General features: G+C 55.0%; 18 protein-coding genes and 1 riboswitch. Of the genes, 10 read left to right on the plus strand and 8 right to left on the minus strand.

From position 1 onward, the window contains the following. Nucleotides 1–5 precede the first annotated feature (5 nt). Both J7412_RS16685 and J7412_RS16690 read right to left on the minus strand, forming a co-directional pair. Nucleotides 6–791 carry a DUF4198 domain-containing protein gene (locus J7412_RS16685; protein WP_209079658.1) on the minus strand — a complete coding sequence of 262 codons (786 nt, stop codon included), beginning with the start codon at nt 789–791 and terminating at the stop codon, nt 6–8. A 131-nt stretch (nt 792–922) separates the two neighbouring features. Then, nucleotides 923–1,123: riboswitch (cobalamin riboswitch) on the minus strand. Between the two features lie 107 nt (nt 1,124–1,230). After that, complete coding sequence (locus J7412_RS16690) at nt 1,231–2,244, minus strand: substrate-binding domain-containing protein (protein ID WP_209079659.1); 1,014 nt, start codon at nt 2,242–2,244, stop codon at nt 1,231–1,233. A 241-nt stretch (nt 2,245–2,485) separates the two neighbouring features. On the opposite strand from J7412_RS16690, the gene J7412_RS16695 reads away from it, so the two are divergent. The 7 genes from J7412_RS16695 to J7412_RS16725 all read left to right on the plus strand — a co-directional run bounded on the left by J7412_RS16695 (nt 2,486) and on the right by J7412_RS16725 (nt 9,952). Next, on the plus strand, nt 2,486–3,781 hold the full coding sequence (locus J7412_RS16695; protein WP_209079660.1) for an extracellular solute-binding protein: 1,296 nt from the start codon (nt 2,486–2,488) through the stop codon (nt 3,779–3,781). Between the two features lie 72 nt (nt 3,782–3,853). Beyond that, nucleotides 3,854–4,735 (plus strand): ABC transporter permease subunit, encoded by an 882-nt coding sequence (locus J7412_RS16700; RefSeq protein ID WP_209079661.1) that lies wholly within the window; start codon nt 3,854–3,856, stop codon nt 4,733–4,735. Between the two features lie 50 nt (nt 4,736–4,785). Further along, nucleotides 4,786–5,643, plus strand: coding sequence for an ABC transporter permease subunit (locus J7412_RS16705; RefSeq protein ID WP_247743985.1), 858 nt, complete (start codon nt 4,786–4,788; stop codon nt 5,641–5,643). Nucleotides 5,644–5,654: 11 nt separating this feature from the next. Continuing rightward, nucleotides 5,655–6,695 carry a sn-glycerol-3-phosphate ABC transporter ATP-binding protein UgpC gene (gene ugpC / locus J7412_RS16710; RefSeq protein ID WP_209079663.1) on the plus strand — a complete coding sequence of 347 codons (1,041 nt, stop codon included), beginning with the start codon at nt 5,655–5,657 and terminating at the stop codon, nt 6,693–6,695. Then, nucleotides 6,695–7,711, plus strand: coding sequence for an endonuclease/exonuclease/phosphatase family protein (locus J7412_RS16715; protein ID WP_209079883.1), 1,017 nt, complete (start codon nt 6,695–6,697; stop codon nt 7,709–7,711). Before ugpC ends, J7412_RS16715 begins: the two co-directional genes overlap by 1 nt. A 333-nt stretch (nt 7,712–8,044) precedes the next feature. After that, the gene (locus J7412_RS16720; protein ID WP_209079664.1) at nt 8,045–8,530 is read left to right on the plus strand and encodes a CBS domain-containing protein; all 486 of its coding nucleotides are present in this window, start codon (nt 8,045–8,047) and stop codon (nt 8,528–8,530) included. 57 nt (nt 8,531–8,587) lie between these two features. Then, nucleotides 8,588–9,952 (plus strand): ArsB/NhaD family transporter, encoded by a 1,365-nt coding sequence (locus tag J7412_RS16725; RefSeq protein WP_209079665.1) that lies wholly within the window; start codon nt 8,588–8,590, stop codon nt 9,950–9,952. Between the two features lie 89 nt (nt 9,953–10,041). Here J7412_RS16725 and J7412_RS16730 read toward each other — a convergent pair whose 3' ends face one another. Both J7412_RS16730 and J7412_RS16735 read right to left on the minus strand, forming a co-directional pair. Continuing rightward, nucleotides 10,042–13,359, minus strand: a complete 3,318-nt coding sequence (locus J7412_RS16730; RefSeq protein WP_247743987.1) for an error-prone DNA polymerase — start codon at nt 13,357–13,359, stop codon at nt 10,042–10,044. Nucleotides 13,360–13,418: 59 nt separating this feature from the next. Next, a complete protein-coding gene (locus tag J7412_RS16735) occupies nt 13,419–14,897 on the minus strand; it encodes a DNA polymerase Y family protein (protein ID WP_209079667.1) in 1,479 nt (492 codons plus the stop codon). A 227-nt stretch (nt 14,898–15,124) separates the two neighbouring features. Between J7412_RS16735 and J7412_RS16740 the strand changes: the two genes are divergently transcribed. Then, on the plus strand, nt 15,125–16,243 hold the full coding sequence (locus J7412_RS16740) for an aminotransferase (RefSeq protein ID WP_209079668.1): 1,119 nt from the start codon (nt 15,125–15,127) through the stop codon (nt 16,241–16,243). A gap of 126 nt (nt 16,244–16,369) precedes the next feature. Here the strand turns inward: J7412_RS16740 and J7412_RS16745 are convergent, their stop codons facing one another. Then, the gene (locus J7412_RS16745; protein WP_209079669.1) at nt 16,370–18,454 is read right to left on the minus strand and encodes a Hint domain-containing protein; all 2,085 of its coding nucleotides are present in this window, start codon (nt 18,452–18,454) and stop codon (nt 16,370–16,372) included. Between the two features lie 382 nt (nt 18,455–18,836). Here J7412_RS16745 and J7412_RS16750 point away from each other — a divergent pair, with 382 nt between their 5' ends. Further along, complete coding sequence (locus J7412_RS16750) at nt 18,837–20,237, plus strand: DUF4856 domain-containing protein (protein ID WP_209079670.1); 1,401 nt, start codon at nt 18,837–18,839, stop codon at nt 20,235–20,237. A gap of 197 nt (nt 20,238–20,434) precedes the next feature. Then, nucleotides 20,435–21,247, plus strand: coding sequence for a sterol desaturase family protein (locus tag J7412_RS16755; RefSeq protein WP_348540507.1), 813 nt, complete (start codon nt 20,435–20,437; stop codon nt 21,245–21,247). Between the two features lie 50 nt (nt 21,248–21,297). Here J7412_RS16755 and J7412_RS16760 read toward each other — a convergent pair whose 3' ends face one another. Genes J7412_RS16760 through J7412_RS16770 form a run of 3 tightly spaced genes read right to left on the minus strand, consistent with a single transcriptional unit; the run spans nt 21,298 to nt 24,559 of the window. Further along, complete coding sequence (locus tag J7412_RS16760; protein WP_209079672.1) at nt 21,298–22,785, minus strand: mannitol dehydrogenase family protein; 1,488 nt, start codon at nt 22,783–22,785, stop codon at nt 21,298–21,300. Continuing rightward, on the minus strand, nt 22,785–23,558 hold the full coding sequence (locus tag J7412_RS16765) for an L-iditol 2-dehydrogenase (RefSeq protein ID WP_280637748.1): 774 nt from the start codon (nt 23,556–23,558) through the stop codon (nt 22,785–22,787). Before J7412_RS16765 ends, J7412_RS16760 begins: the two co-directional genes overlap by 1 nt. Then, on the minus strand, nt 23,555–24,559 hold the full coding sequence (locus tag J7412_RS16770) for an ABC transporter ATP-binding protein (protein ID WP_209079674.1): 1,005 nt from the start codon (nt 24,557–24,559) through the stop codon (nt 23,555–23,557). Before J7412_RS16770 ends, J7412_RS16765 begins: the two co-directional genes overlap by 4 nt. Between the last annotated feature and the right edge of the window lie 8 nt (nt 24,560–24,567).

Genomic DNA, 24,567 nt, shown 5'->3' on the forward strand with positions numbered 1-24,567 from the left:
AAGCGTTACTCCAGATCCCAAGCGCGGACCCAGATAACCGCATCCTGGCTCAGCTCTTTGCCCTCATGCTCGGTTTCCGGCCCAGAACCCAGAGCGGCAAAACCCCAGTAACCTGCTTTTGGAACACCGAAAGAGAAGTAGCCATTGTCGTCGGAGATCGCCACGATTGCGCCGCCTGGCAGAGGCGACACGATCGCTGCTTTGGCTCCAGTGCCTTCCAGATCTGGCTCTGCTGCCATATATTCGATCTCGATTTCAGCACCCGCCACTGGCTGACCTTCGCTCAGAACACGGCCGGTGAAGGTAGACCCCGCAATAATGTTGTATGGCTTGTTCAGCGGCAGGATCTCGGTTGCGAGCCCATGGGGCTGATCCCAGTCGGTCGGCAGCTCGTTGCGGTTCAGGTAAGTTTTGGTGATCTGCTGAATGTAGATGTCCTCGGACTCTTCATAGTAAGGCGCGGGCACAGTCACGACGACATAGTCCCCCGAGCGCTTTACCGGAACCGTTCCCAAGAAGGCTTTTGCACTGTTGTCAGGACCGTCAAAGGTGGTCTCTTCAAGCGTACCCAAGAGGTCCGTTTTCTCACTGTTGTGGATAACGAAAAACTCTTCAGGCTTTTCCAAGGTCATCACATGACCCGCTTCATGCGGATGCCAGAAAATAAGCTTGACTGGAACGTCACCGGGGCGCTCAATCATCGTGTCTTCGGTGTATTCCAGAAGAAAATGCGCTTGCGCCATCGCGGGGATGGAAAGAGCAGCGGTGGCCGCCAAAAGCAGCTTTTTCATTTGTTTGGTCCTTATCACGTTGCGCCTTCCCCGGCGCATTTATTTTTGTGTGACTTCGGAGAGCGCGGAGCCACTCGGTTTCCAAACCAAGCGGACCCGGCGCACACCCCGTCGCCGATAATGAACGCCCCTTTCAAGGGCGCATGTCCGGCAGGTCTCCTGACTTGCGGGTCAAAACACGATGCTGGCCTTCCCGGGAAACCCCAGTGGCGTTTTCAGCCGTGCTCGCCGCTTACAGTTGCGGGGGCAGTTGCAGATTTGGCACCGATATCGCCGCACTACATTCCCTATTGCTTCCGGGTTAACCCGGAACCGAACATGGCGCGTTCTTGCCAGATGCGGCGAGAGCGGGTCAATAACGGATTGCGACCTCAGCGGACACAATTGCGGAATCAAAGTAGATAAATATGAAACGGAATGGCGCGAGATTGCCCAAAAATTAATGCGTGCCGCGGTCAACGACGCTGGGATCGACGTAGGCAGTCTCATCGTCTTTCGTGGGATCGGCGAGTCGGCGCTCCAAGAGCGCAATGATCTCGCGCACGGAGGCGTCAATGGGGTTGCGCACCGTGGTGAGGTCAAACATCGGCCACTTGGCCATGTCGATATCATCAAAGCCGACAATCGCAATCTCACCCGGAACCGAGCGCCCCAGTTCGCGTGCTGCCGTCAGAGCGCCAATTGCCGAAGCGTCATTGGAGCAAACCAAGGCGTCAATGAAATTGGAAGCCAGCATCTCAAGTGCGATCTGGTGACCAGAATCCACGGTGTAGTCACTGAAAGCTTCACATTGAAGAGACAGCCCTGCTTCACCGAGGGCATCAAGCACGCCTTCTCGGCGGCCTTCAGCTGAATGAAAATCCTTTGGGCCTGCAATAAGTCCAAACCGTTTTCTCCCGCTGGCTATAAGGCGCTCTGTTATCAGCCTGCTCCCAAGCGCATTGCGGCAGCAGACGTTATCAACTCCGGATGCATCTACTGGCCGACCCGAGGAGATCATGGGGATGCCAAAGCGCGCGCAATGGGTGACGATGTCGGCAGACATGCTTCCCCCGCGCAGAATGAGAGCGTCCAGCGGGTAGCGCATGATTTCGTCAATGGCGGTGGCTGCACGTTTGCCGCCGCCATCAATCAAAACCGGCCATTTGTCGATTCCATTGAGCTCGCGCACCAGCTGGCTGACAAACATAGAGTCATAGGCGCTGCGCATATTTCCAACAAAGATGGCGACAAGATGGGACCTGCCTCCCTGAAGACCTGCAGCCAAGGCATTGGGTTGATACCCCATTTTCGCGGCCATCTGCAAAATCGCCCGACGCTTCGCGTTGTCCAGATATGCGCCTTCGGTAAATGCCCGGGACACCGCGGAACGAGACACTCCAACTGCATCTGCCACCGCTTGGGCGGTCACCCGGCGTGATTTGGGCCGCTCTTTGTCAACGCCATGATTCATCTCCGCTTGGTGCCTCCCGGATGAAACTTAACAAAAACGCAAAATTCGCTTCACAGAACTGTCGCATATCTCCGCTACCTGAACACGTGTGCAGATATTGCACAACCCTCGCGCTGAGCAATCTGCAGGCGCACCGAATTTACACAGATCACCTTTGTCGGAGGGCAATGGGGGTCGGAAAACGCTGGTGAATCCAAACTGGGTTTGCCGACTCAACTGGAGACCGATTGTGAAACATTTCATGACAAGCACGGCTGCGGCCGCATTCGCAATGGTGGCAAACTCTGCCTTTGCTGAAACTGAAATCACCTGGTGGCATGCCATGGGCGGCGCATTGGGCGAAACTGTGAATGCCATCGCAGAAGACTTCAACGCGTCTCAAGACGAATACAAAATCACCCCTGTTTTCAAAGGCACCTACGAAGAAGCCCTTACCGCAGGCATCGCTGCCTTCCGCGCTGGCGAACAGCCAAACATCCTTCAGGTGTTTGATGCTGGCGCCGCAACCGTCATCGGCGCCAAAGGCGCAACTGTTCCGGTGCAGGATCTGTTGACAGACAATGGCGTTGCCTTTGACATCAACGACTACATCTCTGGCGTGCGCTACTTCTATGCAGACGCGGACGACAAGATGATCGGCATGCCGTTCAACTCCTCCTCGCCAATCATGTACTATAACGTGCAGGCGTTTGAGAAAGCCGGCGTTGAGCCGCCAAAAACCTGGGAAGAGTTCCAGACTGTCACCGCTCCTGCGCTGAAAGAAGCCGGCTACACCGCGCTGACCCAATCCCACCTGCCATGGATCTTCACCGAGAACTTCATGTCTCGCCACGATCTTCCGTTTGCCACCAACAACAACGGCTATGACGGCGCTGAAGGCACCAAGATCCTCGTGAACAACGACGCGATCAAAGCCCACTTTACCGCTGTGACCGAATGGCAGGATGCGGGCTACTTTGAGTGGTTCGGCACCGGTTGGGGTGACAACGCAACCCCATTTGAAGAAGGCAAAGTTGGCATGTGGCTGGGCTCTTCCGGCTCTTTCGGCGGCCTGTCCAAGAAAGACCTGCCGTTTGATTTCTCCGCGACCTACCTGCCTTACTGGGAAGCTGTGACCGCAGAGCCAAAGCAAACCTTCATCGGCGGTGCATCTCTCTTCGCTATGGCTGGCCACGACGCGGCTGACAACAAAGCGACCGCTGCGTTCTTTGAATTCCTGACCCAGCCTGAGACCCAGTATTTCTGGCACCAGGAAACCGGTTATGTGCCGATCACGGAAGCAGCCTATGAAATGGCAAAAGCGGATGGCCACTATGAGCGCGCGCCAGCTGCTGAGATTGGCATCAAACAGCTGTCCCTGCCAGCAGGTGACAACACCAAAGGCTATCGCATGGGTTTCTATGTGCAGATCCGTGACGTGATGAACCGCGAATACGGCCGCATCCTGACCGGCGAAACCACTGTGGAAGACGCCTTCGCGACCATCGAAAAAGAAGCCAACGATCTGCTGGCGAAATTCGCCAAGACCCAGAGCTAAGCTTCTCTTCCAGACAGATAATGGGCGGCCGCGCGAGATCGCGGCCGTCCCCTCTTTCAAAGGACACCTTCAATGAAACGCGCCGGTTTCACCACCAGATGGCTGCCAATCCTGCTGCTCTTGCCGCAGTTGATTATCATCGCCATCTTTTTTTATTGGCCAGCCGCCCATGCGGTGCAGTCGTCATTTTATCTGCAAGATCCCTTTGGGTTTGGCTCAACCTTTGTGGGGGTCGACAACTATACGGACCTCGCAGGCAGCGGCGAATATCTGAAGATCGCGCGGTTCACGCTGGTGTTCACGATACTGGTGACCTTTTTCTCGCTTGCCCTGGCGCTTTTGCTTGCTGTGAAGGCAGACAAAGTTCTGCGCGGAGCGCGCAGTTACCGGACGCTGCTGATGTGGGTCTACGCGGTTGCGCCACCCGTTGCGGGCTTTATCGGGCTGATCATGTTTGATCAGAGCTGGGGGCCGCTGACTGAGCTTGCACGCAGCATCGGCTGGGATTTCAAACTAGGTGTAAACTTCAATGACACCGCAATTGCCATGGTGATCGTGTCCGTTTGGAAACAGGTACCGGTGAATTTCATTTTCTTTCTCTCAGGACTGCAGTCCATCCCGAAAGCCGTGCGCGAAGCCGCCCTTATCGACAACCGCTCCGCCAGCGGCCGCTTCTGGGAAGTCACCTTCCCGCTGTTGGCACCAACCGGCTTTTTCCTGCTGATCATCAACATCACTTACGCGCTGTTTGACACCTTCGGCATCGTCGACACGCTCGTGAAAGGTGAGCCTGGCAACAACCCGATGACGCTGGTTTACAAAGTCTATGTGGACGGTTTCCGCGGCAACGATCTTGGCGGCTCGTCTGCGCAATCCGTCGTGCTCATGGTGCTTGTGCTGGCACTGACCATCTTCCAGTTCCGCTTGGTTGAGCGGCGCATTCACTACACATAAGGGCGCAAATCATGACAGATATATCCCAAAGCCAGGCGCCCACGATGCCCATGCGCAAGTTCCGCATCCGCTGGAGCGATGTGGGCGATCACGCGGTACTGATCCTCGGCTCGCTCTTCATGCTGGTGCCTTTACTAATCGTGCTGCAGACCACGACAACCACCGATGTCGCAACCATCAAGAACGGTCCTGAGCTGGTGATTGGAGATCAGTTTGGCGTCAATTTTGAGAAAGCGATGTTTGAAGCTTCGGGTTTCTCTGGCGAGAACACCGGTATGTCCATGCTAAAAAACTCGCTGATCCTTGGTCTCGGCTTTGCCCTTGGCAAAATTGCGATTGGCATGATGGCGGCCTATGCGTTGGTTTACTTCCGGCTTCGGTTTGCTACCTTTGCCTTCTGGCTCATCTTCACGACGCTTCTTCTCCCGCTCGAAGTGCGCATTTTGCCGTCCTATGAGATTGCGCAAAAGCTCGGGTTGCTCAACAGTTACAGTGGCTTGATTGTGCCACTGATCGCGTCCGCGACAGCGACCTTCTTCTTCCGTCAGTTTTTCCGTTCCGTGCCTGAAGAACTGGTTGAGGCGGCCCGGATTGACGGCGCAGGACCGGTCAAATTCTTCATCGATATCCTTGTGCCGCTTAGCCAGACGATGATCGCTGCCATGTTCATCATCATGTTTGTCTTTGGCTGGAACCAATACCTCTGGCCGACGATGATCACGACCGAAGAGCACATGTACACGCTGGTGCGCGGGATCAAGCAGATCACCCAAGATCTCGAAGGTACCAATATTCCCGAGTACGGCCGCGCCAATATGCTCGCATTGATTGCGATTCTGCCGCCTGTGCTCGTGGTGATTTTCTTCCAAAGCTGGTTCGTCAAGGGCCTCACGGAATCTGACAAATAAGGACAAGAGAAATGGCTCAGGTCTCTCTGCAAAACATCCGCAAAATCTATCCTAACGGCTTTGAAGCCGTCACCCGCACCAGCTTTGACATTGCCGACGGTGAGTTTGTGGTGCTGGTTGGCCCTTCTGGCTGCGGCAAATCCACCTTGTTGCGCATGGTCGCCGGGCTGGAAGACATCTCCGAAGGCAACCTCTCGATCGGTGATCGCGTAGTGAATGACGTTGATCCTGCGGATCGTGACATCGCCATGGTCTTTCAGAACTATGCGCTCTATCCGCATATGACGGTGCGCAAAAACATCGGCTATGGCCTCAAAAACCGCAAAACGCCGGCTGAAGAGATTGAACGTAAAGTGGTCGAAGCGGCCAAGATGCTGAACCTTGAGCCGTATCTTGATCGCAAGCCAAGCCAGTTGTCCGGGGGGCAGCGTCAGCGTGTCGCCATGGGGCGCGCGGTGGTGCGTGATCCGGCGTTGTTCCTGTTTGATGAACCGCTTTCCAATCTCGACGCTAAATTGCGCAACCAAATGCGTATCGAAATCAAAGCACTGCAACGCCGCCTTGGGGTTACTTCGATCTATGTAACCCATGATCAGGTGGAAGCCATGACCATGGCAGATCGTATTATCGTGCTTAACGAAGGTCGGATTGAGCAGATTGGCACCCCGGCGGAGGTCTACCATTACCCCGCATCAACCTTTGTTGCGAGCTTCATGGGCGCGCCTCCGATGAATCTGATCAACGCCCGTCTGGAAGGAGGGCAGGTACTTGTGAACGGTGGCACGCCACTGGCCAAAGCGCCAGGGGCAGGCGCTGTGACGCTGGGCATCCGCCCGGAAGACGTCGAGCTCAACGCAGCAGGACCGCTAGATTTTCACGTCGACATCGTCGAAGAACTCGGCGCACATCGTCTCCTGCATGGTCAGCTGGCAGAGCAAAATTTCACCATTCACGTCAGCAAAGAAATCGTGGCTGTTCCGGGTGCCACACGTGTGGCGCTGAAACCCGATGCGCTGCGTCTCTTTGATGTGGAAACGGGGAAAGCGCTGTGATCACCCATACCGTTGAGGCGCTGCCAGAAATCACCGCTGCCGAACAAAAAAACCTTTGGGAGGTCCCTCGCACGGCCGAAGCGCATAGGGCGTTGCTTGCGAATACCCCCGCGATGAATGCCGTGCAAATTGGTGGGACCGCCGCACACTCCGTGCTGCCAACAAAACTTACGGTCGCAGCGTGGAATGTGGAGCGTTGCCTGTTTCCGGAAGACACTGCCGACCATTTGAAAACGGTTTCGCCAGACATCGTGCTTTTGTCTGAGGTAGATCACGGTATGTCCCGCACAGGGCAACGTCACACAACTGAGGACATGGCTGCGGTTTTGGGCATGCAATACGCCTTCGGCGTCGAGTTCCATGAGCTGGATCTTGGCGGCCCAACCGAGCGGCAGTTCTGCAAAGACTCCTTCAACAGCCTTGGTTGGCATGGCAACGCTATTTTGTCTTCCGTTCCGTTTGAGCGCGTTGGTATGATCCGGCTCGACCAAGACGGCCATTGGTTTGCCGCAGATGCTGGCGCCTCCGATCCTGATCAACCTCGGCTTGGTGGGCGCATGGCGCTTGCGGCCATTGTGCCCACAGAGGATGGCCCTCTTTGTGTCGTCTCCACGCATTTGGAGAGCAATGCAAACGCCGCACATCGCCATACGCAGTTCGCGGACCTTTTGGCTGCGATAGAAGAATTTGCCCCTGATATGCCCATTCTGATCGGCGGAGACCTGAACACAGGCAATCACATTCCTCCGGATTTTGACTGGAAGCGAGAAACGCTTTTCGATTTGGCTGAAACACAGGGTTATTTATGGGAGTTTACCGCCGAAGGGATGACCACAAGACCAAGCCTCATAACCCCGCACCCTGATCGGGTGATGAAGTTGGATTGGTTCGCGGGCAGGGGGCTGCACTGTGATGAAAAGGGCATCTTGCCCTCCATTGACGCAACGAAACGTCCTTTGTCAGACCATGATTGCGTTTGGTGTTCTGTGAGCCCTAAACATTCCCAGCCCGAGTAATCCCTAGTAGCAAAGCCCCCCTGAGCGTCCCTTCCGGACATCGGGAGGCTTGGTTCGTTGATGCATTTGCTGCGAGCATGGTGGGTGCGATTTTGTTTCCCGCGGTTCCAAAAGAGGCGTTCACCAACAAAACTACGTAGAGGTTAAGCCTTCCAATCGGCTTTTCATCATTTCTGCACTGGTAATTGCCGGAAAAACACTAGAAGTAAGCGCCCGACTCTGGCGATTCAATAGATGATGTGCGTTTTGCGACTCTGCACGTTTCCTTTGCGCCGCCGCCGGTTGCAACACTGGTGCGATTTCAAGCGTGCCACTCAAAGAAAGGCCACGATTATGGGTCTGACATGTTTTGATGTCATGGTTTCGCCCGATCTGCAGAAAACCATTCGTCCTGATGCAAGCGTTGCTGATGCCCTTGCTATCCTGAAAGAAACCCGAGCGCGTTTCCTGCCAGTGGTGGACGAGAGCGGCAAGTACTGCGGTGTGTTCAGTGCTCCCACAATGCTGAAGCTGATCTTGCCAAAGGCGGCAACCATTGGTTTGAACACGGACAGCATGCGTGTCTCCATGGACCACCTTGGTTTCATGAGCTTGGATAAAGAAGACTTCCGCAACCAGATCGAGCGCCTTAAGCAAGAGAAAGTTGCGGACAACATGTCCAATCCCAGCAACATTCCAGTGGCTGCACCGGATACGCCGATTATGGAAGGCATCTTCCTTGTCTATAAATTCAAGCGTCACGTGATGCTTGTGGAGCCCAAAACCCAGCGTTTTGTGGGCACAGTGAGTGCAAACTCGCTGATGGACAACGTCTTATAAGGTCAGCGCTGCCGCTGAGCCCAACTCACTGAAATCAAACGAAAACGGGACAGTATCTTGTCTGCACATTCTTCCTCACACTCTGAGGCAGGCTTTTCCTTGGCGGAAATGCTTGGGATTGATCCTCTGTGGATCGCTTCCGGTATTCTGGTTCTGGTTTATGCCGTACTCATCACCGAAAAAATCAACCGTGCCATCCTTGTGATGCTTGGCGCCTCGCTTATGGTGCTGTTTGGGATCTTGAACCAACAACAGGCTGTAGACGGGGTCGACTCCAACACGCTTGCGCTTCTGATCGGCATGATGGTGGTGGTTGCGATCACCAGTAAGAGTGGCCTTTTCCAGTATGTGGCCATCAAATCAGCCAAATGGGTGAAAGCGGATCCCACAGGGATTTTGATCATGCTCACGCTGATCACCGCTGTGTTCTCTGCAATGCTGGACAACGTGACAACCGTGTTGCTGATTGCACCCATCACATTGCTGATCACCGACGCGCTTGAAACACGTGTGTTCCCGTTCTTCTTGGCCGAGATCTTGGCCTCCAATGTGGGCGGTACCGCGACGCTGATTGGCGACCCGCCCAACATCATCATCGGTTCTGCTGCCAACCTCAGCTTCAATGACTTCCTCTACAACCTCGCGCCCATTTCCGCGATCTGTCTGGTGGTTCTGACCGGCATCATCTACTTCATGAACCGTAAAGAACTGTCCAAGATTCCGCCGGAAGCCAGCGCGCGCATCATGCAGTTCAACGAAAAAGAAGCCATCACCGACAAAGTGCTGCTGGTGAAATCCCTTGCCGTTCTGGCGCTGGTGATCTTCGGTTTTGTGGTTGGTCACGGCTATGGCGTTCAGCCGGGCACCTCTGCCCTCGCAGGCGCCGCGCTTCTGATGCTTCTGGCCTATGGCCATCAGCACGGCGAAGACCAGACCGAAAGCGTGCACCACATTTTTGGCGAAGTGGAATGGGTCACCATCTTCTTCTTCGGCGGTCTGTTTGTGATCGTGGCCGGTGTGGAGCAGGTGGGTTTGCTAGAGTACTTCGGTGAGAAAGTGCTGGAGTTGACACAGGGCGATATGATGTGGACCTCGTTCTTCATCTTCTGGGCGTCCGGCATTTTGTCCGCGATACTCGACAACATCCCGTTTGTTGCGACGATGATCCCCCTGATTGAATCCACCGCTGACACATTTGGCGGCCCCGATGCGATTGAGCCGCTGTGGTGGTCTCTGGCACTTGGCGCGTGTCTGGGTGGCAACGGTTCGCTCTTGGGCGCATCTGCCAACCTGACCGTTGCAGCCTTTGCTGAAAAAGCAAAGCAGCCGATCGGCTTCCTGACGTTTATGAAATACGCGTTCCCCATCATGATCCTGACACTCATGATTGCCAATGTTTACCTCTGGCTGCGCTATTTCTAAGTTCGCGTAAAAGCATTCGAAAAGCCCGGTGCATTGCGCCGGGCTTTTTGTTTGTGGCCTGCCCACGGTGGGCCGCTCCGAAAGTCGGCTTAGTGGAAATCACGGCTGGGGAAGAGCCGTTTGGCCTGGTCGCGGGGATGCATTGCCCGTGCGGGATAACGAGCCGCTTTGGGCGTATCGTCGGTGCGCTGCCCCTCGGTGGTCAACGCTTTCGGCTCCGGATGGCCCAATTCTGCCAGTTTATAAGAGAGATCCTGAATGTCCTGCGCGATCAGATGCACCACGATCCCTTCGCGTTGCAGATAGCCTGTGACATGCAACAGCCGTCCGCCCATAACAATGCGCCGGTACTGCTCATAGATTTTGGGCCAGACCACAATGTTGCTGACACCTGTTTCATCTTCCAGGGTGAGGAAAATCACCCCTGACGCAGTGCCCGGACGTTGCCGTGTGATGACCAGGCCGCACACGCTGTAGCGGCCCAGAGCGACCTGCGGCAAAGACGCATGGGTTATAATGCCCGGCAAGGACGGGCGCAGCAGTTCCATGGGATGCGCGCGCAGAGTGAGCCGTGTGGACACATAATCCTCCACCACCTCTTCCCCCAAACGCATCGCAGGCAATATCACCTGTGGCTCAGAAACGTTTTCACCATCAATCGGATCATTGAACAGCGGTAGGGGTTTCGGGCTTTGAATGGCTTTGACCTTCCACAGGGCATCACGCCGCGTCAGGCCAGTGTCTGCAAATGCATCGGCCTCCGCCAATCGCGCCAAAACATCAGGTCGTGCACCGGCCCTCAGCCAGAGGGCTTCGGGGTCAGGGTATCCATTGCCACGGGCCGCAACGATCCAATTGGCGTCCTCCTTTTTGAAGCCTTTGATCTGCCGGAATCCCAACCGCAGCGCCAAAGCACCATCAGGGCGGCGCTCCAGCGTGTTGTCCCATTCTGAGTGGTTCACGCAGATCGGGCGGGTCTCCACCCCATGTTCTCTTACATCACGCACGATTTGTGCCGGGGCATAAAACCCCATCGGCTGCGAATTGAGGAGTGCACAGGCAAAGACAGCAGGGTGATGACACTTCATCCACGCTGAGACATAGACCAGCATTGCAAAAGCGGCAGCGTGACTTTCGGGGAAGCCATAATCCGCGAACCCTTCGATCTGACCAAAGCAGCGCTCGGCCACCTCCGGAGAATAACCGTTGCTCAGCATCCCGGCGATGAATTTATCCCGATGTTTGCCGATGGTGCCCATACGCCGGAAGGACGCGAGCGAGCGGCGCAGGTGGTCGGCTTCTTCTGCAGAAAACCCTGCGCCGACCATGGCAATTTGCAATGCTTGTTCCTGAAAGAGTGGCACGCCCAGAGTCCGCCTGGTCACCTCTTCTAGAGCAGGCCCGAAAGGTTCCGACTTTTCCTGCCTGTTACGTCGACGGATATAGGGCTGCACCATATCTCCCTGAATAGGGCCGGGGCGCACAATCGCCACTTCGATCACCAGATCATAGAACTCTCGAGGTCTCATCCGCGGCAAAAAATTCATCTGTGCGCGGCTTTCCACCTGAAAGACCCCAACCGCATCCGCGCGGCAAAGCATATCATATGTGGGAGCGTCCCCTTGCGGGATGGAAGCAATGCTATGACTGAGGTTTTCATGCTGGCGCATCAAGGCAAAGGCCTTTTGAATGCAGCTCAGCATACCCAAACCCAGCACATCGACTTTCAAAATGCCAAGAGCGTCGATGTCATCTTTGTCCCAGCAGATCACAGTGCGGTCTTCCATCGCCGCATTTTCAATGGGCGCAAGCTCATCCAATCGCCCACGGGTGATGACAAAACCTCCCACATGTTGTGAAATATGGCGGGGAAATCCGATGATCTCGCCAATCAGCCGGAGGGTCTGCATCAGCCGGCGATCTTCGGGATTGAGACCCAACTCACGCACGCGGTCCAGATCAACACCGCCATTTGTCATGCCCCAGATTTGCCCAGACAGACCTGCCGTGACATCCTGACTGAGGCCCATCACTTTGCCAACTTCACGGATTGCAGCGCGGGTGCGAAAATGGATGACCGTTGCGCACAACCCCGCGCGATGACGCCCGTATTTTTCATAAATCCATTGAATGACCTCTTCGCGGCGTTCGTGTTCGAAATCCACGTCGATATCCGGCGGCTCACCGCGGTGTTTGGAAACAAAGCGCTCAAACACCATGGCGATCATATCAGGGCTGACATCAGTGATGCCTAACAGATAGCACAGGATGGAGTTTGCAGCGGAGCCACGTCCTTGGCACAAAATACCCTGCGATTTGGCAAATTGCACAATGTCATACACGGTCAGAAAATAGGCAGGAAATTGCAGCTCTTTGACCACAGCGAGCTCTTTTTGCATCAACTCGACCGCTCTATTCGGTGCGCCTTCAGGGTAGCGGCGCTCTAGGCCCTCGTTGGCAAGCCGTTCCAAACGCTCCTGGGGCGTTTCATCCTCTGTTTCTGCATGCGGATACTCATAAGACAGCTCACTCAGATCAAAACTGCACCTGTCCGCAATCTCGAGCGTTCGACGCAGTGCAGCCGGGTAATCGCGAAAGATCCGCGCCATATCTGTACCGGCTTTGATCCGGCGTTCTCCATTGGGTAAAGCACGGGTGCCGATTTCATCAATGGTGACATGCTCACGCATACATGTAAGCACATCGGCGAGCTGCCGACGGCTGGCGTGGTGCATCAAGACATCACCTACAGCCACCAGAGGTGCTGAGGATTTTTGGGCTGCGCACGCGCAGGCTGCAAAATAGTCTTGATCGCTGCCGTCATAACGCGGCGCAGCGCCCAGGAAGACATGATTGGGAAACTGGCGCCGCATATGCTGGATATCTTCGATGCTTGCCTCCGGCCTGCTGTGTGGCAGGGCAATCAGGATCATGCCGCTACAGGTAGCAACCAAATCGTTGACATAGAGGACACATTGTCCTTTTTCAGTCCGACGTTTCCCCAGTGTCAGCAAACGGGTCAAGCGTTGGTAAGCCGCGCGGTTGCGGGGCAGGACAATCCACTCAACAGCGCTGTCCTGCAACACCAAGCGGCACCCCACAATCAGTTTGGGCAAGGATATGATGTCCGATTTGGCAAGCGGATTGCTCTGCCCCATATCCTGCCGGGAGGAGGAATCCATTTGCTGTTGCGAGCGGATCTGCACCTGTTCCTGCGTTTCCCGCTTCAGCTCTTTTAAGGCGGACCACGCACGCACCACACCAGCCAGGGAATTACGATCGGTGATCGCGATGGCCGACAGTCCCAGCTCCGCGGCCCGCACAACCAATTCCTCCGGATGCGACGCACCTGTCAGAAACGTGAAATTCGTGGTTACGCAAAGCTCTGCATAAGCCTGGCCCGACATGCGCGGCGTTCGCGTATCCTGTTGCCGCTCCGACAGTGGCGTGCTGTGCTGGATATCGTTCATGCGAATTCCCCTTGCACAAACCAGCCTGGGTTTTGTGGCGTATGAAACAACCAAAGTCGCCGTCCCTGCGCGGTATATACCCGCCAGTAATCGCGCAGTCCGGAGTGCCAATTTTCATCCTGCATCCACCATTCCGGAGCGATGCGCTCCGGCCCGGCGATGCGCTCTGTTGTGAGTGGCATGCGACGCCAGTTAAACCGGGTAGGGGGGCGGTGACCGTTTCCTCCAATCGGCTCTGGTGGGAAGAGACAGATGGGACGCAATTGCATATGACCCCAGCTCTTTGCCGGATCTGAATAGGCTGCCGATGCGATCAAAAAACTGCGTTCGGGGATGTGACTGTCCGCCGGCAGGACGCGCTGTATTTGATCCAGCCCGATCCTTGAGCCAAGCCTCGAGATCAAGTCATCCAACTCATTCTTGCCGCCAATGGCAACATGGCTGATTTGCTGCACGGGCAGTGCCTCAACCTGTGTGGCCACCAGCCGCAACATATCAATTCCAAACCCCGCGTCGATCTCCATCAAGCCACGTTCAAAAAGAGGCAAAATGCGTTGCGGGTCTCGCAAGGCGCGCGCCAATTGTAGCTCAACCTGCTGATGGTCTTGATCCACACGGCGCAGCGTAAGGCAAAGCCTGCGTGCGCCTGTTTCCTGCGCCTTCAGTTTTGCACAGAGCTGAGCCAGCAAGCGCTCTGTTCCCGCCATGACATCTGACAAAAGGCCAATAGGCTCTGGCAAGGTCATGCGTATGCTGTAATGCGGGGGATCGGTGCGCGGCGTAATCTCTTCGGCCTGCGCCCCCAGCGCTTGATCAAGCCGCAGAAGCAAGCCCGGACCAAAACGGCGCGTGAGGGGGCCTCGGGCCGCCTGGGCCAGCGCTCCAATACTGCGCAGCCCCAATCGCTGCAGCGTGACGGAGGTTTGCTCATCTATGCGGAGGGCCGCAACAGGCAGGTTGCTGAGCGCTGGCAACATCTCTCCAGGCGTGGCCACCCCCTCATCGTAATGTGCCAAAGCCCAAGCGGCACCACGGGTATCTGCGAGGCCTATGCAAACAGACAGTCCGGCGCGCATCAGGCGCGCACGTATGTCCGCCAGCAGGGCCTCTTCGCCGCCAAAAAGATGTGCTGACCCTGTGATGTCCAGCACCAAACCATCGCGACCTTCCAAGCCAACCCATGGGCAATAGCGTGTGGCCCACCGACACAGCAGATGCAGAAACCTCTGATCCTGTTCGGGATCCGCCGCATGACTTTGTAGATCCGGACAGAATGCCCGCGCATCTGCATAGGCCATGCCCTGATGCAATCCATGATCTGACGCGGCTGCATTTAGACAATAAATCCGGTTGGAGTTCTGCTGATTCAACGTCAGCGCAAAAGGGCCGTCGACCGGGTGCCGACGCAGAACCCGGTCACTAGCCAACCTGGGGAACCATAATGAAACAATGCGACGCTGTATCCCATCGAACATGCTAGACACCAAATGTTCTCTATTTGTTCCTAATAACCGTTCTCCTATATGGAGTCGAGTCATAGCGCGTGACTAACAGAAGCAACTTGCGCCGAAGGCGAATGGCGGGTGAGGGGACATACACCCACCATTATTCGCTGCACGAATGTAAACAAACCACTTGGATGCCGCCCGTTCTAGGCTGTATGCGTGTGGGACAGGCCCACGAAACACAGAGAGATCATCCCATGTACATTGAACCATTTGGCGTAGAGCAATGGATGAACGAGTGGGAAACAAAATGCGCCCTAAATCTCGCTGAAACCTGCGTGGAAAGCTTGACAATCGAAGAACTTTTGCAAATTTCAGGCAAAAACGACACCGATTTGTCCGATCTACTGTCAATGAAGATGACATATGGCGACATCGAAGGGTCTCCACGCCTGAGACAAGCCATAGCGCACACCTACGCACAGCAAACGCCCGCCAACATCATCACGACCCACGGCACCATTGGTGCGAATATGCTCGTGCATAAAGCTCTGGTATCGCAAGGCGATAGGGTAGTGGCCGTCGTGCCAACTTATCAGCAGCACTACTCGATACCCGCCAGCATTGGCGCTGATGTGCAGGCTGTGCAGCTCAGAGAAGAAGATGGCTGGCTGCCCAATCTGGATATTTTGCGTGCAGCAGTGACACCGGGTACAAAACTGATTGCGCTAAACAATCCCAACAACCCAACGGGCGCACTGATTGATCGCGACATGCTCCTGCAGATCGTAGAGATCGCGCGCGCCGCAGATGCCTGGATACTTTGCGACGAAGTCTATCGCGGGACAGATCAATCCGGGGATGGCACAACCGCATCCATCGCGGACCTCTATGAAAAGGGCATCAGCACAGCGAGCATGTCGAAGGCTTATTCTTTGGCAGGACTAAGATTGGGCTGGGTCGCAGGACCGGAGGCTTTGATCCATGAAATCGCCATCCACCGGGATTACGACACCATCTCTGTCGGCATGCTGGACGACCATTTCGCCACCATCGCACTTGAAAACAGGCACGCGGTGCTGGAACGCAGCCATGCGATAACGCGCGAGAACATTGCGATTGTAGAGCGCTGGATCGCGAAGGAGCCGCGTATGAGCTGGGTAAAGCCGCAATCCGGCACCACAGCGCTTCTGAAGCACGACCTACCAATGACATCGCGCGCGTTCTGCGTTGCTTTACTGGAAGATTGTGGCGTTATGCTGACACCGGGATCCGCCTTGAATATGGAAGGCTACGTTCGACTTGGCTTCGCCAACAACACGAATGTGCTTCGTGAAGGATTGGTAAAACTTTCCAACTTCCTTGCGCGTCAGTGAGGCCAAGGCGAAGACAGGTTATCTGCGAGCTTGAGGTAAGTTCTTGGCAATTTCGGGCATAATCAGTGTTATGTCATTAAATTGACCTATCGCATACATCAAAGCCGTATCCAAACTCAACCGAGATCAAGCCGCATTCGTCACGCAGCGCGGGGTGTTATTGGCCACTTTCTGCCGCCGTTTGAGGTGGCGCATAACGTCTTTCTTAGACACCAATTTTCGCGCCCTTGCGCCATACGCACACTCCACCGGCTGACGGCGGATCGCTGGGATGGCGCCCTCCAAAGACCGAAGGCTCTCAGGCGAAAGCATCGCGCGGGCGATTGGCCCTGGATAAAAACTCTCGCTCGCTGCGCCATTGCAATAAACGACCTCATGGTGCTCAAAGAGCATGTGGAAATACGTCTCCTGACGCCGTCCGTTCGCCACCCGCACAGGCCCTGGCGCTTGCGCCAAATGCTTTGCCCGCACAAACGCTTCACCCGGATTGCCAGCAATATCTGGCATCAGCATGCAGTGCTGCGGGGAGACAAAAAGCGGGCTGTGATTGCCGAGATACCCTTCAGGCAAACGCACGGAACGCCATTCCGGATTGGCCTCCAAAGCCTGCCGATCCAGATGGGTATATGTGATCCACTTGACCGGCTGCGGACCGCGATCGCGGGTCATCACGAGATCTCCGGCGCGGAGGTTTTCAATTGGCACCTCACCGTTTGGGGTCATGATCAACGTACCTTTGGTGAAACAAGGAATGCCGATTGAGTTCAACTTGATCCCATTGTCCAGCTGATCCGGCGTAACGCCGCGCAACAAGACGGTTTCACCATTGGGAAACGTCAGCAGTGCGTTGCCATTGCCGTCATCCCCAACCACCACGTCGGTGGTTTTAACCGGATCGGAGTTCGCGTTGGTCAGCAGCGAGACGTCGAGCTGGTCGTTGGTGAAGCCATCGCCATCGTCATCACTCATGTCAAAGTCGGTGACAACGTCGTGCTCGCCAAGATCTGTGAGGGCAAAGGTATCATCCCCTGCTCCCCCGCTCAGGGTGTCATTGCCCTTCCCGCCAACCAGTGTGTCTTCGCCATCGCCGCCGGACAGGACGTCATCGCCCTCCCCTGAAACGCCACCACCGTGCAACAAGTTGTCATTGCTGTCGCCAGTGATGTTGTCACCGCCAAAGGTGCCGTAGACGTTCTCGATGCTGACAATAGTACCGTAGTCGCCCGTCCCAAGGGTGTAGGTGCCTTGGCCAAGGTCTACGGTGGCAAAAGATGCAGGGCCGAAAGAACGAAACGTCAGCGTGTCAATGTCGGCACCACCGTCTAGGGCTTCCCCGCTCCCAAAGCTACCATGAATAGTGTCATCACCTGCACCACCAAAAACCGTATCGGTGCCGGCACCGTTCTCATACCCAAATCGGCTGCCGCTAAAGGCATCGATAAAATCGTTGCCCTCGCCGCCCGACAGGTAATCTGCGCCATCCCCACCTATGATGGTGTCGTCACCGGTGCCGCCATCAATTGTGTCGTTGCCTTTGTCCCCATTGATAGTGTCATTGCCACCGTTGCCTTCGATCCGGTCATCGCCAGTGGTAATGATATCTCCCCCGCCGTCTTCGGCGCCGTTTTCATCATTGTAGCCAAGGCCCATATTCTCGCCGGTCTGCTCACCATCAACGGTTCCATCCGGCGGAGCATCAAAACGCACATTATCAATGAGGGTGTTTTCAGAGAGGCTACGCGCATCTGCATTGATTCCAAAGAATGCAAGATCGCTCATCACCGCTTCAAACTGTGCAGGCGTGACGTTGCCGCCCCCCTGGGTCTTGAAGGTTGCGGAGTCCAAATTAAACGAAACATTTTTGACAAGCGTGCCAGTTTCTGGCTGGAACGAAACAGAGGCAAAGAGCTTGGTTCCGTCATTCGCCACCAACATCACATCAACGCTGCTGATTGGAGCGTCAGCGGTAAAAGGCTGTGCGTCTGCATTGCGGTAGGAGAAATCGACTGTGCCGCCGACGAGGGCGCTGTTGTCGCCTCCGAAATCGGTTGGCGTGGTCAACCAGGGAGACGGACCCGTTTCGTTGTCACCGTGTTGGGCGCCACCAAAGAAGGAGTTGAACCGGGCTCCTCCAATGAAAGAGTCGGAATTATTATCATAGACACGCCAGCCTTCATTGCTGCTGTCAAACGTGAATGTCTCTCTTGGCATCAGCCCGCTCCAAGACATATGACAAGTATGGCATATGTCTCACCTAAAGTTCTTGAAACGACTGAATCACATAAGCAACCCAGCCGAACAGCAGAGCTAATTTCTGACCGTTAATTGCGGCCTAAATTGGACGCAGTCTTGAAAAGTTTGAAAAACAATTAATTGGCGAAATTTTTTCTAAAACGCACCATACACTCGGTAGCGTGCAAAATGTTCAAGGCGCCATTCATTTAAACGACACGTTTGAGCAGCTAGATAGCACGCTCCAAATTCGTGAAGATCAACAGCGCGACAAGCGCTTGACACCTCAAAACTTTTAATTGATTAGTTCGCTCAGGATTTTACCCGACTGACTTTGTCGGGTTTATTGGAGGGAACGCGAATGTTCAAAACGACTTTGAAATTGACCACTGCGCTTGCAGTATGTGCGGCGGCAAGCATTGCAAGTGCCGATACCTATGGCCCGTTTCCGGTGACCGTAAAAGGCTATGAAGGCGACAAGACCAACTCTGTTTCCTATTCCGGCCAAATCGCACGTCACGCGCTGCACGACAGCCTCAAAAAAGCAGCGGGCAAAGGCAACGGCGGCGCAAATGCAGCTGAAGTAGAAGCCATGCTGCTGGCGTATTTCAACGGCTCTGACGCGGACCTTGAAATCATGGCGCCCGCATCCAAAGATGGCTACCCGGTCAAACAAGCAACCGTAAACGCGATCTCCAAAGGCAAGAACATCTCCGGCAAATTCTACGACGGTGCTATGCCTGCATGGCCCGGCAATGTGAGCGGCAAAGAAGCCATGCTGCACATGATCAAACACGCCGCGCAATCAAACGGCGGCTTTGATGCTGAGAACGGCTATGACTGGGGCCAGGTGATCTCCAAATACACCATGGGCGCCATGATGTATAACCAAGCGGTCGACAACTATCTCGACGAAAAGCTTGATGCAGACAACAAGCCAAACAACAAGCCTTACAAAGACGGCGCTTACTACACCGGTAAAGAGCACTCTTGGGATGAGGCCTTTGGCTATTGGGGTGGTCCTGCGCACACTCTGAGCCTGAGCCCAGAGCAGGCCTACAGCATTGCCAAGCAGAAAGACCTTACTGCTGCAGACGCCAATGGCGACGGTGTGGTTGACCTGAAATCCGAGCACGTATTTGGCCCGGCTTACTACGCGGCCGGCGCAGACAAAGGCGGCACCAAGTCCACCAACTACATGCACACCATCATGCAGGCCTTCGTTGACGGCCGTCAGCTGATCGCGGATGCAAATGGTGAAGCGCTCACTGATGATCAACGCGCGCAGCTGAAAGGCTATGCGGAAGTCGTCGAGAGCAACTGGGAAAAAGTGCTGGCGGAAGCGACCTTCAAATACGCGGGTTCGGTCTATAAAGACATCGGCAAGATGGGCGAACTGGAAGGCGAAGAGCTGGCCAAAGCCTATCGCAACTATGTCAAGCATTGGGGCGAGCTGAAAGGCTTTGCCATGGCTCTGCAAACCGGAAAAAACAATCTCGGTGCGACTGCGACCGAGCTGAACAAACTGATCGGTTTTGGTCCGGTGACGCTGGACAACACCTATGTGACCGGTATCGATGCGGACGGGAACTTTGTGCGTGAACGTCGCAAAACCTGGAGCGATTACCAGCTGCAGATGCTTGAAACCCAGAAGCTTCTCGCTGACACCTTTGGCCTGAAATCCCGCGCCAATGATGCCCTTGCCGATCTGGAAACACTGGCAGGAAAGCTGAACTCTGCGGACAGCGCTGAAACTGACTAAACTCATCAGGGCGGCACCTGAAAGGTGCCGCCCGTTCTAACTCAATGGATTGGATACAGACTCTTACGCCCTTCTTTGCTGATTTTGCCGACCCGAAAAAACGGATTTTTGTCGGCTATCTTGGGCTGTCTCTGCTGATCGCTTTCCTTTGGCTGCTTTTTATCAAACGCCAATCGTTCCGAGACGCCGTTGCCCGCGTGTTTGATCGAAAGGTTTTCTTCTCGAAATCCGCTTTGGCGGACTACCAGATTTTCTTCATCAACCGCGTCTTTACGCTGTTTGTTTCTCCCCTGCTCATTACGCAGCTGGCCATAGCAACAGCAATATACTTTGCGCTGCACCGTCAAAGCTTAGTTGTGCCGGGTCTATTTGAAGACGTAAAAAAACCGCTCGTCGTTGCTGCGTTCTCCACCACGTTGTTTATGGTCGATGACTTGACCAAATACTGGCTGCACCGCTGGATGCATAGATGGCCACCTCTTTGGGCCATCCACAAAGTGCACCATTCCGCCGAAACGCTCACCCCAATCACAGTTTATCGCGTGCACCCATTCGAAGGCGTGCTTTACGCATTGCGAAGCGCCTTTGCGCAGGGGCTCGTATTGCCGGTGTTTATCTTTAGTTTCGGCAATACTGTGGATCTCTATACGGTTGTAGGCGTCAACGTGCTGGTGTTCTTGTTCCACGTCACAGGATCAAACCTGCGCCATTCGCATATCAACATCAGCTATTGGCCGTGGCTTGAGCGCCTGTTGATATCCCCCGCACAGCATCAGCTGCACCACTCCACAGCCGAAAGGCATTTCGACAAAAATTTCGGGGCAGCGCTGGCAATCTGGGACTGGCTGTTTGGCTCACTACATCTCTCGGAGAAGGATGAGGATCTCACTTTTGGTCTTCCGGACAAAGAGGCCAGTGCAACCGATCTGATCGATATCTACTTTCGACCATTTTCAGACATCTGGCGCTATCTCAAAAGACGAGGACAACGGTTGCTGAAAGTGCGTTGAAACACTCGGCATCAGACTAGGAGGCTCGTCTTAAACGGGGCGAGTAAGGATCAAACGTAAGCCTTGAGAGCCGCGAGGCTGCCCGACTGAAAGATCATCGTGTGCCAATGCGTAAACGTCTCAGAAAAAGCGCTGTTTTTCGATAGATCCCCGTAAATCTCACTCATGCTAAGCCATGCCGATGGGTCGGCTTTGCTTCTATGCGCCATTTCCGTAAGCCGGTCCCAATTGGGGTCGTTTGGTGCGATCATCTCGCCGTTCTCGCGGGTTCCCAGACACATACGCGCCCAAAGCGCTTCAACCAGAGCAAGGCCTGAGATCGAACCGCCAGCCGCCGCAGCATCTCTCACAGTCGGAAGCACGAACCCGGGATGACGTGAGGACCCATCAAAGGCGACCCGTCGTGTTGTGTCTTTTATTTTAGGGTTTGCGAAGCGAGCCTCAATCAAAGCAAGGTAGTCTGAGGGTGTCATCCCATCGACCCCCTCAACATGCGGCAGCACCTCTTGTGCCTGTACTTTGTAAAAAAATGCCGAGATTTCTGGGTGCGCCATGCAATCCGAGATTGTCGAAAGGTTCAGCACTTCCCCAACATTGGCAAGCATCTGGTGACCGGCATTGAGCACGCGGATTTTCATGCTTTCATAGGCATGCACATCCTTGGTGATGGTGACACCAGCCCGCTCCCAAGGCGGGCGGCCCGCGCAAAACTCATCCTGCAGGACCCATTGCCGAAAGTTTTCGTGCGTCACCGGAGCGGCGTCATTTATGCCAAGGCTCTGTGTCATAGCCCTCTCGGCGTCGCCGGTTGCAGGCACGATGCAGTCGACCATCGCGTTGGGAAACGATGCGTTTTTGTCGATCCAATCTGCGAGATCCGGATTAGACAGTCTTGCCAAGCCAACGACTGTGCTACGCAAAACATCACCGTTGTTCTGGAGATTGTCACAACTCTGCCCGGTAAACGGGAGCATCCCGGCTAAATAGCGGGAGCGATAGGCGGCAACCATGGCTCCGAATGCCGTCTTTGGCTGATCTGGGTGTGCAACATCGTGCATGATATCAGGATGCGCGGTATTCAGCGCACCGTCCTCAGATTGATAATATCCCCCTTCGGTGACCGTGAGCGATACAATACGGATGCGTGCGTCACTCATTGCCCTGATAAGCGGTCCGTTGGTTGGGGCCACCTCCACAAAGTCAATCATAGGTCCCACGACCTCTATCGCTGAGCTTTCAGGATCCAGCTCAATCAATGTGGTCAAACAGTCCTGTGCCAGCAATTTTTGCCGCATCTCTGCATCACTTGGCCGAACACCTGCCCCGATGATACCCCAATCCATGGCAAGCCCTTGCTGCATCAGGCGATGCAAATACCAAGACTGATGCGCTCTGTGGAAATTTCCAAGCCCGATGTGAACAATCCCGGGCGTAATCTCGCTCCGGTCATAGGTTGGGGTGATGACGTTGGCAGGCAGGCGTCCAAGCGCACCATTGGTCAAATCAATTGCGGGCGTTTTTGAAGCCGGTGTCTTCATCAGCTCATCCAATTCCCGCCATCAACATTGTAAGTCTGCGCAACAACGTAATTTGCCTCTTCACTGGCCAGGAAAATAGCCATGCCACAAAGATCTTCAGCAGTTCCCATCCGGCCAAATGGCACCGCATCCCCAACTTCTTTCTTCTTTTGTCCGAGAGGCTTACCTTCGTATTTGGCAAAAAGAGCATCTACGCCCACCCAATGCTCGCCATCGACCACACCAGGGGCGATCGCATTCACGTTAATGCCGTGTTCGATCAAATTCAGGCCAGCAGATTGTGTCAGGGAAATCACTGAGGCTTTGCTCGCACAGTAGACCCCCACAAGGCTTTCACCACGGCGCCCGGCCTGACTGGCCATATTGATAATGTGACCCTTCACGCCAATCTCGATCATATGACGCGCAACGGCCTGCAGCGTGAACAATGTGCCCGCGACATTGACGTCAAACACACGAGAATAATCCGCCCGGGAGATGCCGCAGATGGGAGCTGCGCTAAAGATCGCAGCGTTGTTTATCAGTATGTCAATCTTGCCGAAGGCTTCAATTGTCTCCGCTACGGCCGTGTCAATGCTTGCCTGATCTGACACATCCATTTCCACGGCGATCGCAGCATCTCCAATGGACTGGGCCGCGGCTTGCGCCAAATCCACGTCGATGTCTGCAATAGCCACGCGAGCACCTTCATCAACATATGCTCTTGCAAATGCCGACCCGATGCCCCGCCCAGCCCCGGTAATCAAAGCGTTTTTCCCAGCAAGTCTCATCAAACAATCCGCAGTCCATCGGCACCAAAGCGGTGTATCTCTTCGGCGCGCGGGTTGAGATGAATGGTGTCGCCATGTCTAAGGCTGACATCCCCGATAGCACGTACCGTCAGTGTTTCCGCCAATCCCGTATTGTGGATGTGGAAAAACGTATCTGAACCCAGATGCTCTGCGACGCCAACGGTGCCTTGCCATTGCCCACCCGTTTCGACCACATCGATATGCTCGGGGCGGATGCCAATGGTATGAGCGTTGAGTTTTTGCGCTTCACTGCCCGTAAGAAGGTTCATTTTCGGCGAGCCAATGAAGCCTGCCACAAAGGTATTGCGCGGGGTTCGGTAGAGCTCAAGCGGAGAGCCGACTTGTTCGATAACGCCTGCCTGAAGCACCACAATCTTGTCAGCCATCGTCATTGCTTCAACCTGATCATGCGTCACATAGATCATGGTAGTTTTCAGACGCTCATGCAGCTCGCTGATTTCCAACCGCATACCCACACGCAGCGCTGCGTCCAGGTTTGAAAGCGGCTCATCAAAGAGGAATGCGGCCGGCTCGCGCACGATGGCTCGGCCAATTGCGACACGCTGGCGCTGACCACCGGAAAGCTGGCCGGGGCGGCGGTCCAAATAATCACTAAGGTTCAGGACCGAAGCAGCCGCTTCCACGCGCTTTTCGATTTCCGCCTTTTCAAGTTTCGCCATCCGCAATGGGAAGGCGATGTTCTTGCGCACTGTCATATGCGGATAAAGCGCGTACGACTGAAAAACCATAGCAAGACCGCGCTTGGCAGGCACCACGCCAGTTGCGTCTTCTCCGTCAATCTCGATATGTCCACTGGTGATATCCTCAAGTCCTGCGATCAGACGCAACAAAGTGGATTTACCGCAGCCAGAGGGGCCGACGAAAACGGTGAATTCTCCATCCTGGATCGTCAGGTCGAGTGACGGGATCACCTCGGTGCTGCCGAAGCTCTTGGAGACTTGCTTGAGTTGAATTTGTCCCATGTATCAGC

The sequence above is a fragment of the Shimia sp. R9_3 genome, assembly GCF_017743755.1.
GTDB lineage: Bacteria > Pseudomonadota > Alphaproteobacteria > Rhodobacterales > Rhodobacteraceae > Shimia.

Coding starts and splice junctions, on each gene's coding strand:
- J7412_RS16685 (WP_209079658.1), bottom strand. CDS start 791: ATGAAAAAGCTGCTTTTGGCGGCCACCGCTGCTCTTTCCATCCCCGCG.
- J7412_RS16690 (WP_209079659.1), bottom strand. CDS start 2,244: ATGAATCATGGCGTTGACAAAGAGCGGCCCAAATCACGCCGGGTGACC.
- J7412_RS16695 (WP_209079660.1), top strand. CDS start 2,486: ATGACAAGCACGGCTGCGGCCGCATTCGCAATGGTGGCAAACTCTGCC.
- J7412_RS16700 (WP_209079661.1), top strand. CDS start 3,854: ATGAAACGCGCCGGTTTCACCACCAGATGGCTGCCAATCCTGCTGCTC.
- J7412_RS16705 (WP_247743985.1), top strand. CDS start 4,786: ATGCGCAAGTTCCGCATCCGCTGGAGCGATGTGGGCGATCACGCGGTA.
- ugpC (WP_209079663.1), top strand. CDS start 5,655: ATGGCTCAGGTCTCTCTGCAAAACATCCGCAAAATCTATCCTAACGGC.
- J7412_RS16720 (WP_209079664.1), top strand. CDS start 8,045: ATGGGTCTGACATGTTTTGATGTCATGGTTTCGCCCGATCTGCAGAAA.
- J7412_RS16730 (WP_247743987.1), bottom strand. CDS start 13,359: ATGTCGGGCCAGGCTTATGCAGAGCTTTGCGTAACCACGAATTTCACG.
- J7412_RS16735 (WP_209079667.1), bottom strand. CDS start 14,897: ATGTTCGATGGGATACAGCGTCGCATTGTTTCATTATGGTTCCCCAGG.
- J7412_RS16740 (WP_209079668.1), top strand. CDS start 15,125: ATGTACATTGAACCATTTGGCGTAGAGCAATGGATGAACGAGTGGGAA.
- J7412_RS16745 (WP_209079669.1), bottom strand. CDS start 18,454: ATGCCAAGAGAGACATTCACGTTTGACAGCAGCAATGAAGGCTGGCGT.
- J7412_RS16750 (WP_209079670.1), top strand. CDS start 18,837: ATGTTCAAAACGACTTTGAAATTGACCACTGCGCTTGCAGTATGTGCG.
- J7412_RS16760 (WP_209079672.1), bottom strand. CDS start 22,785: ATGAAGACACCGGCTTCAAAAACGCCCGCAATTGATTTGACCAATGGT.
- J7412_RS16770 (WP_209079674.1), bottom strand. CDS start 24,559: ATGGGACAAATTCAACTCAAGCAAGTCTCCAAGAGCTTCGGCAGCACC.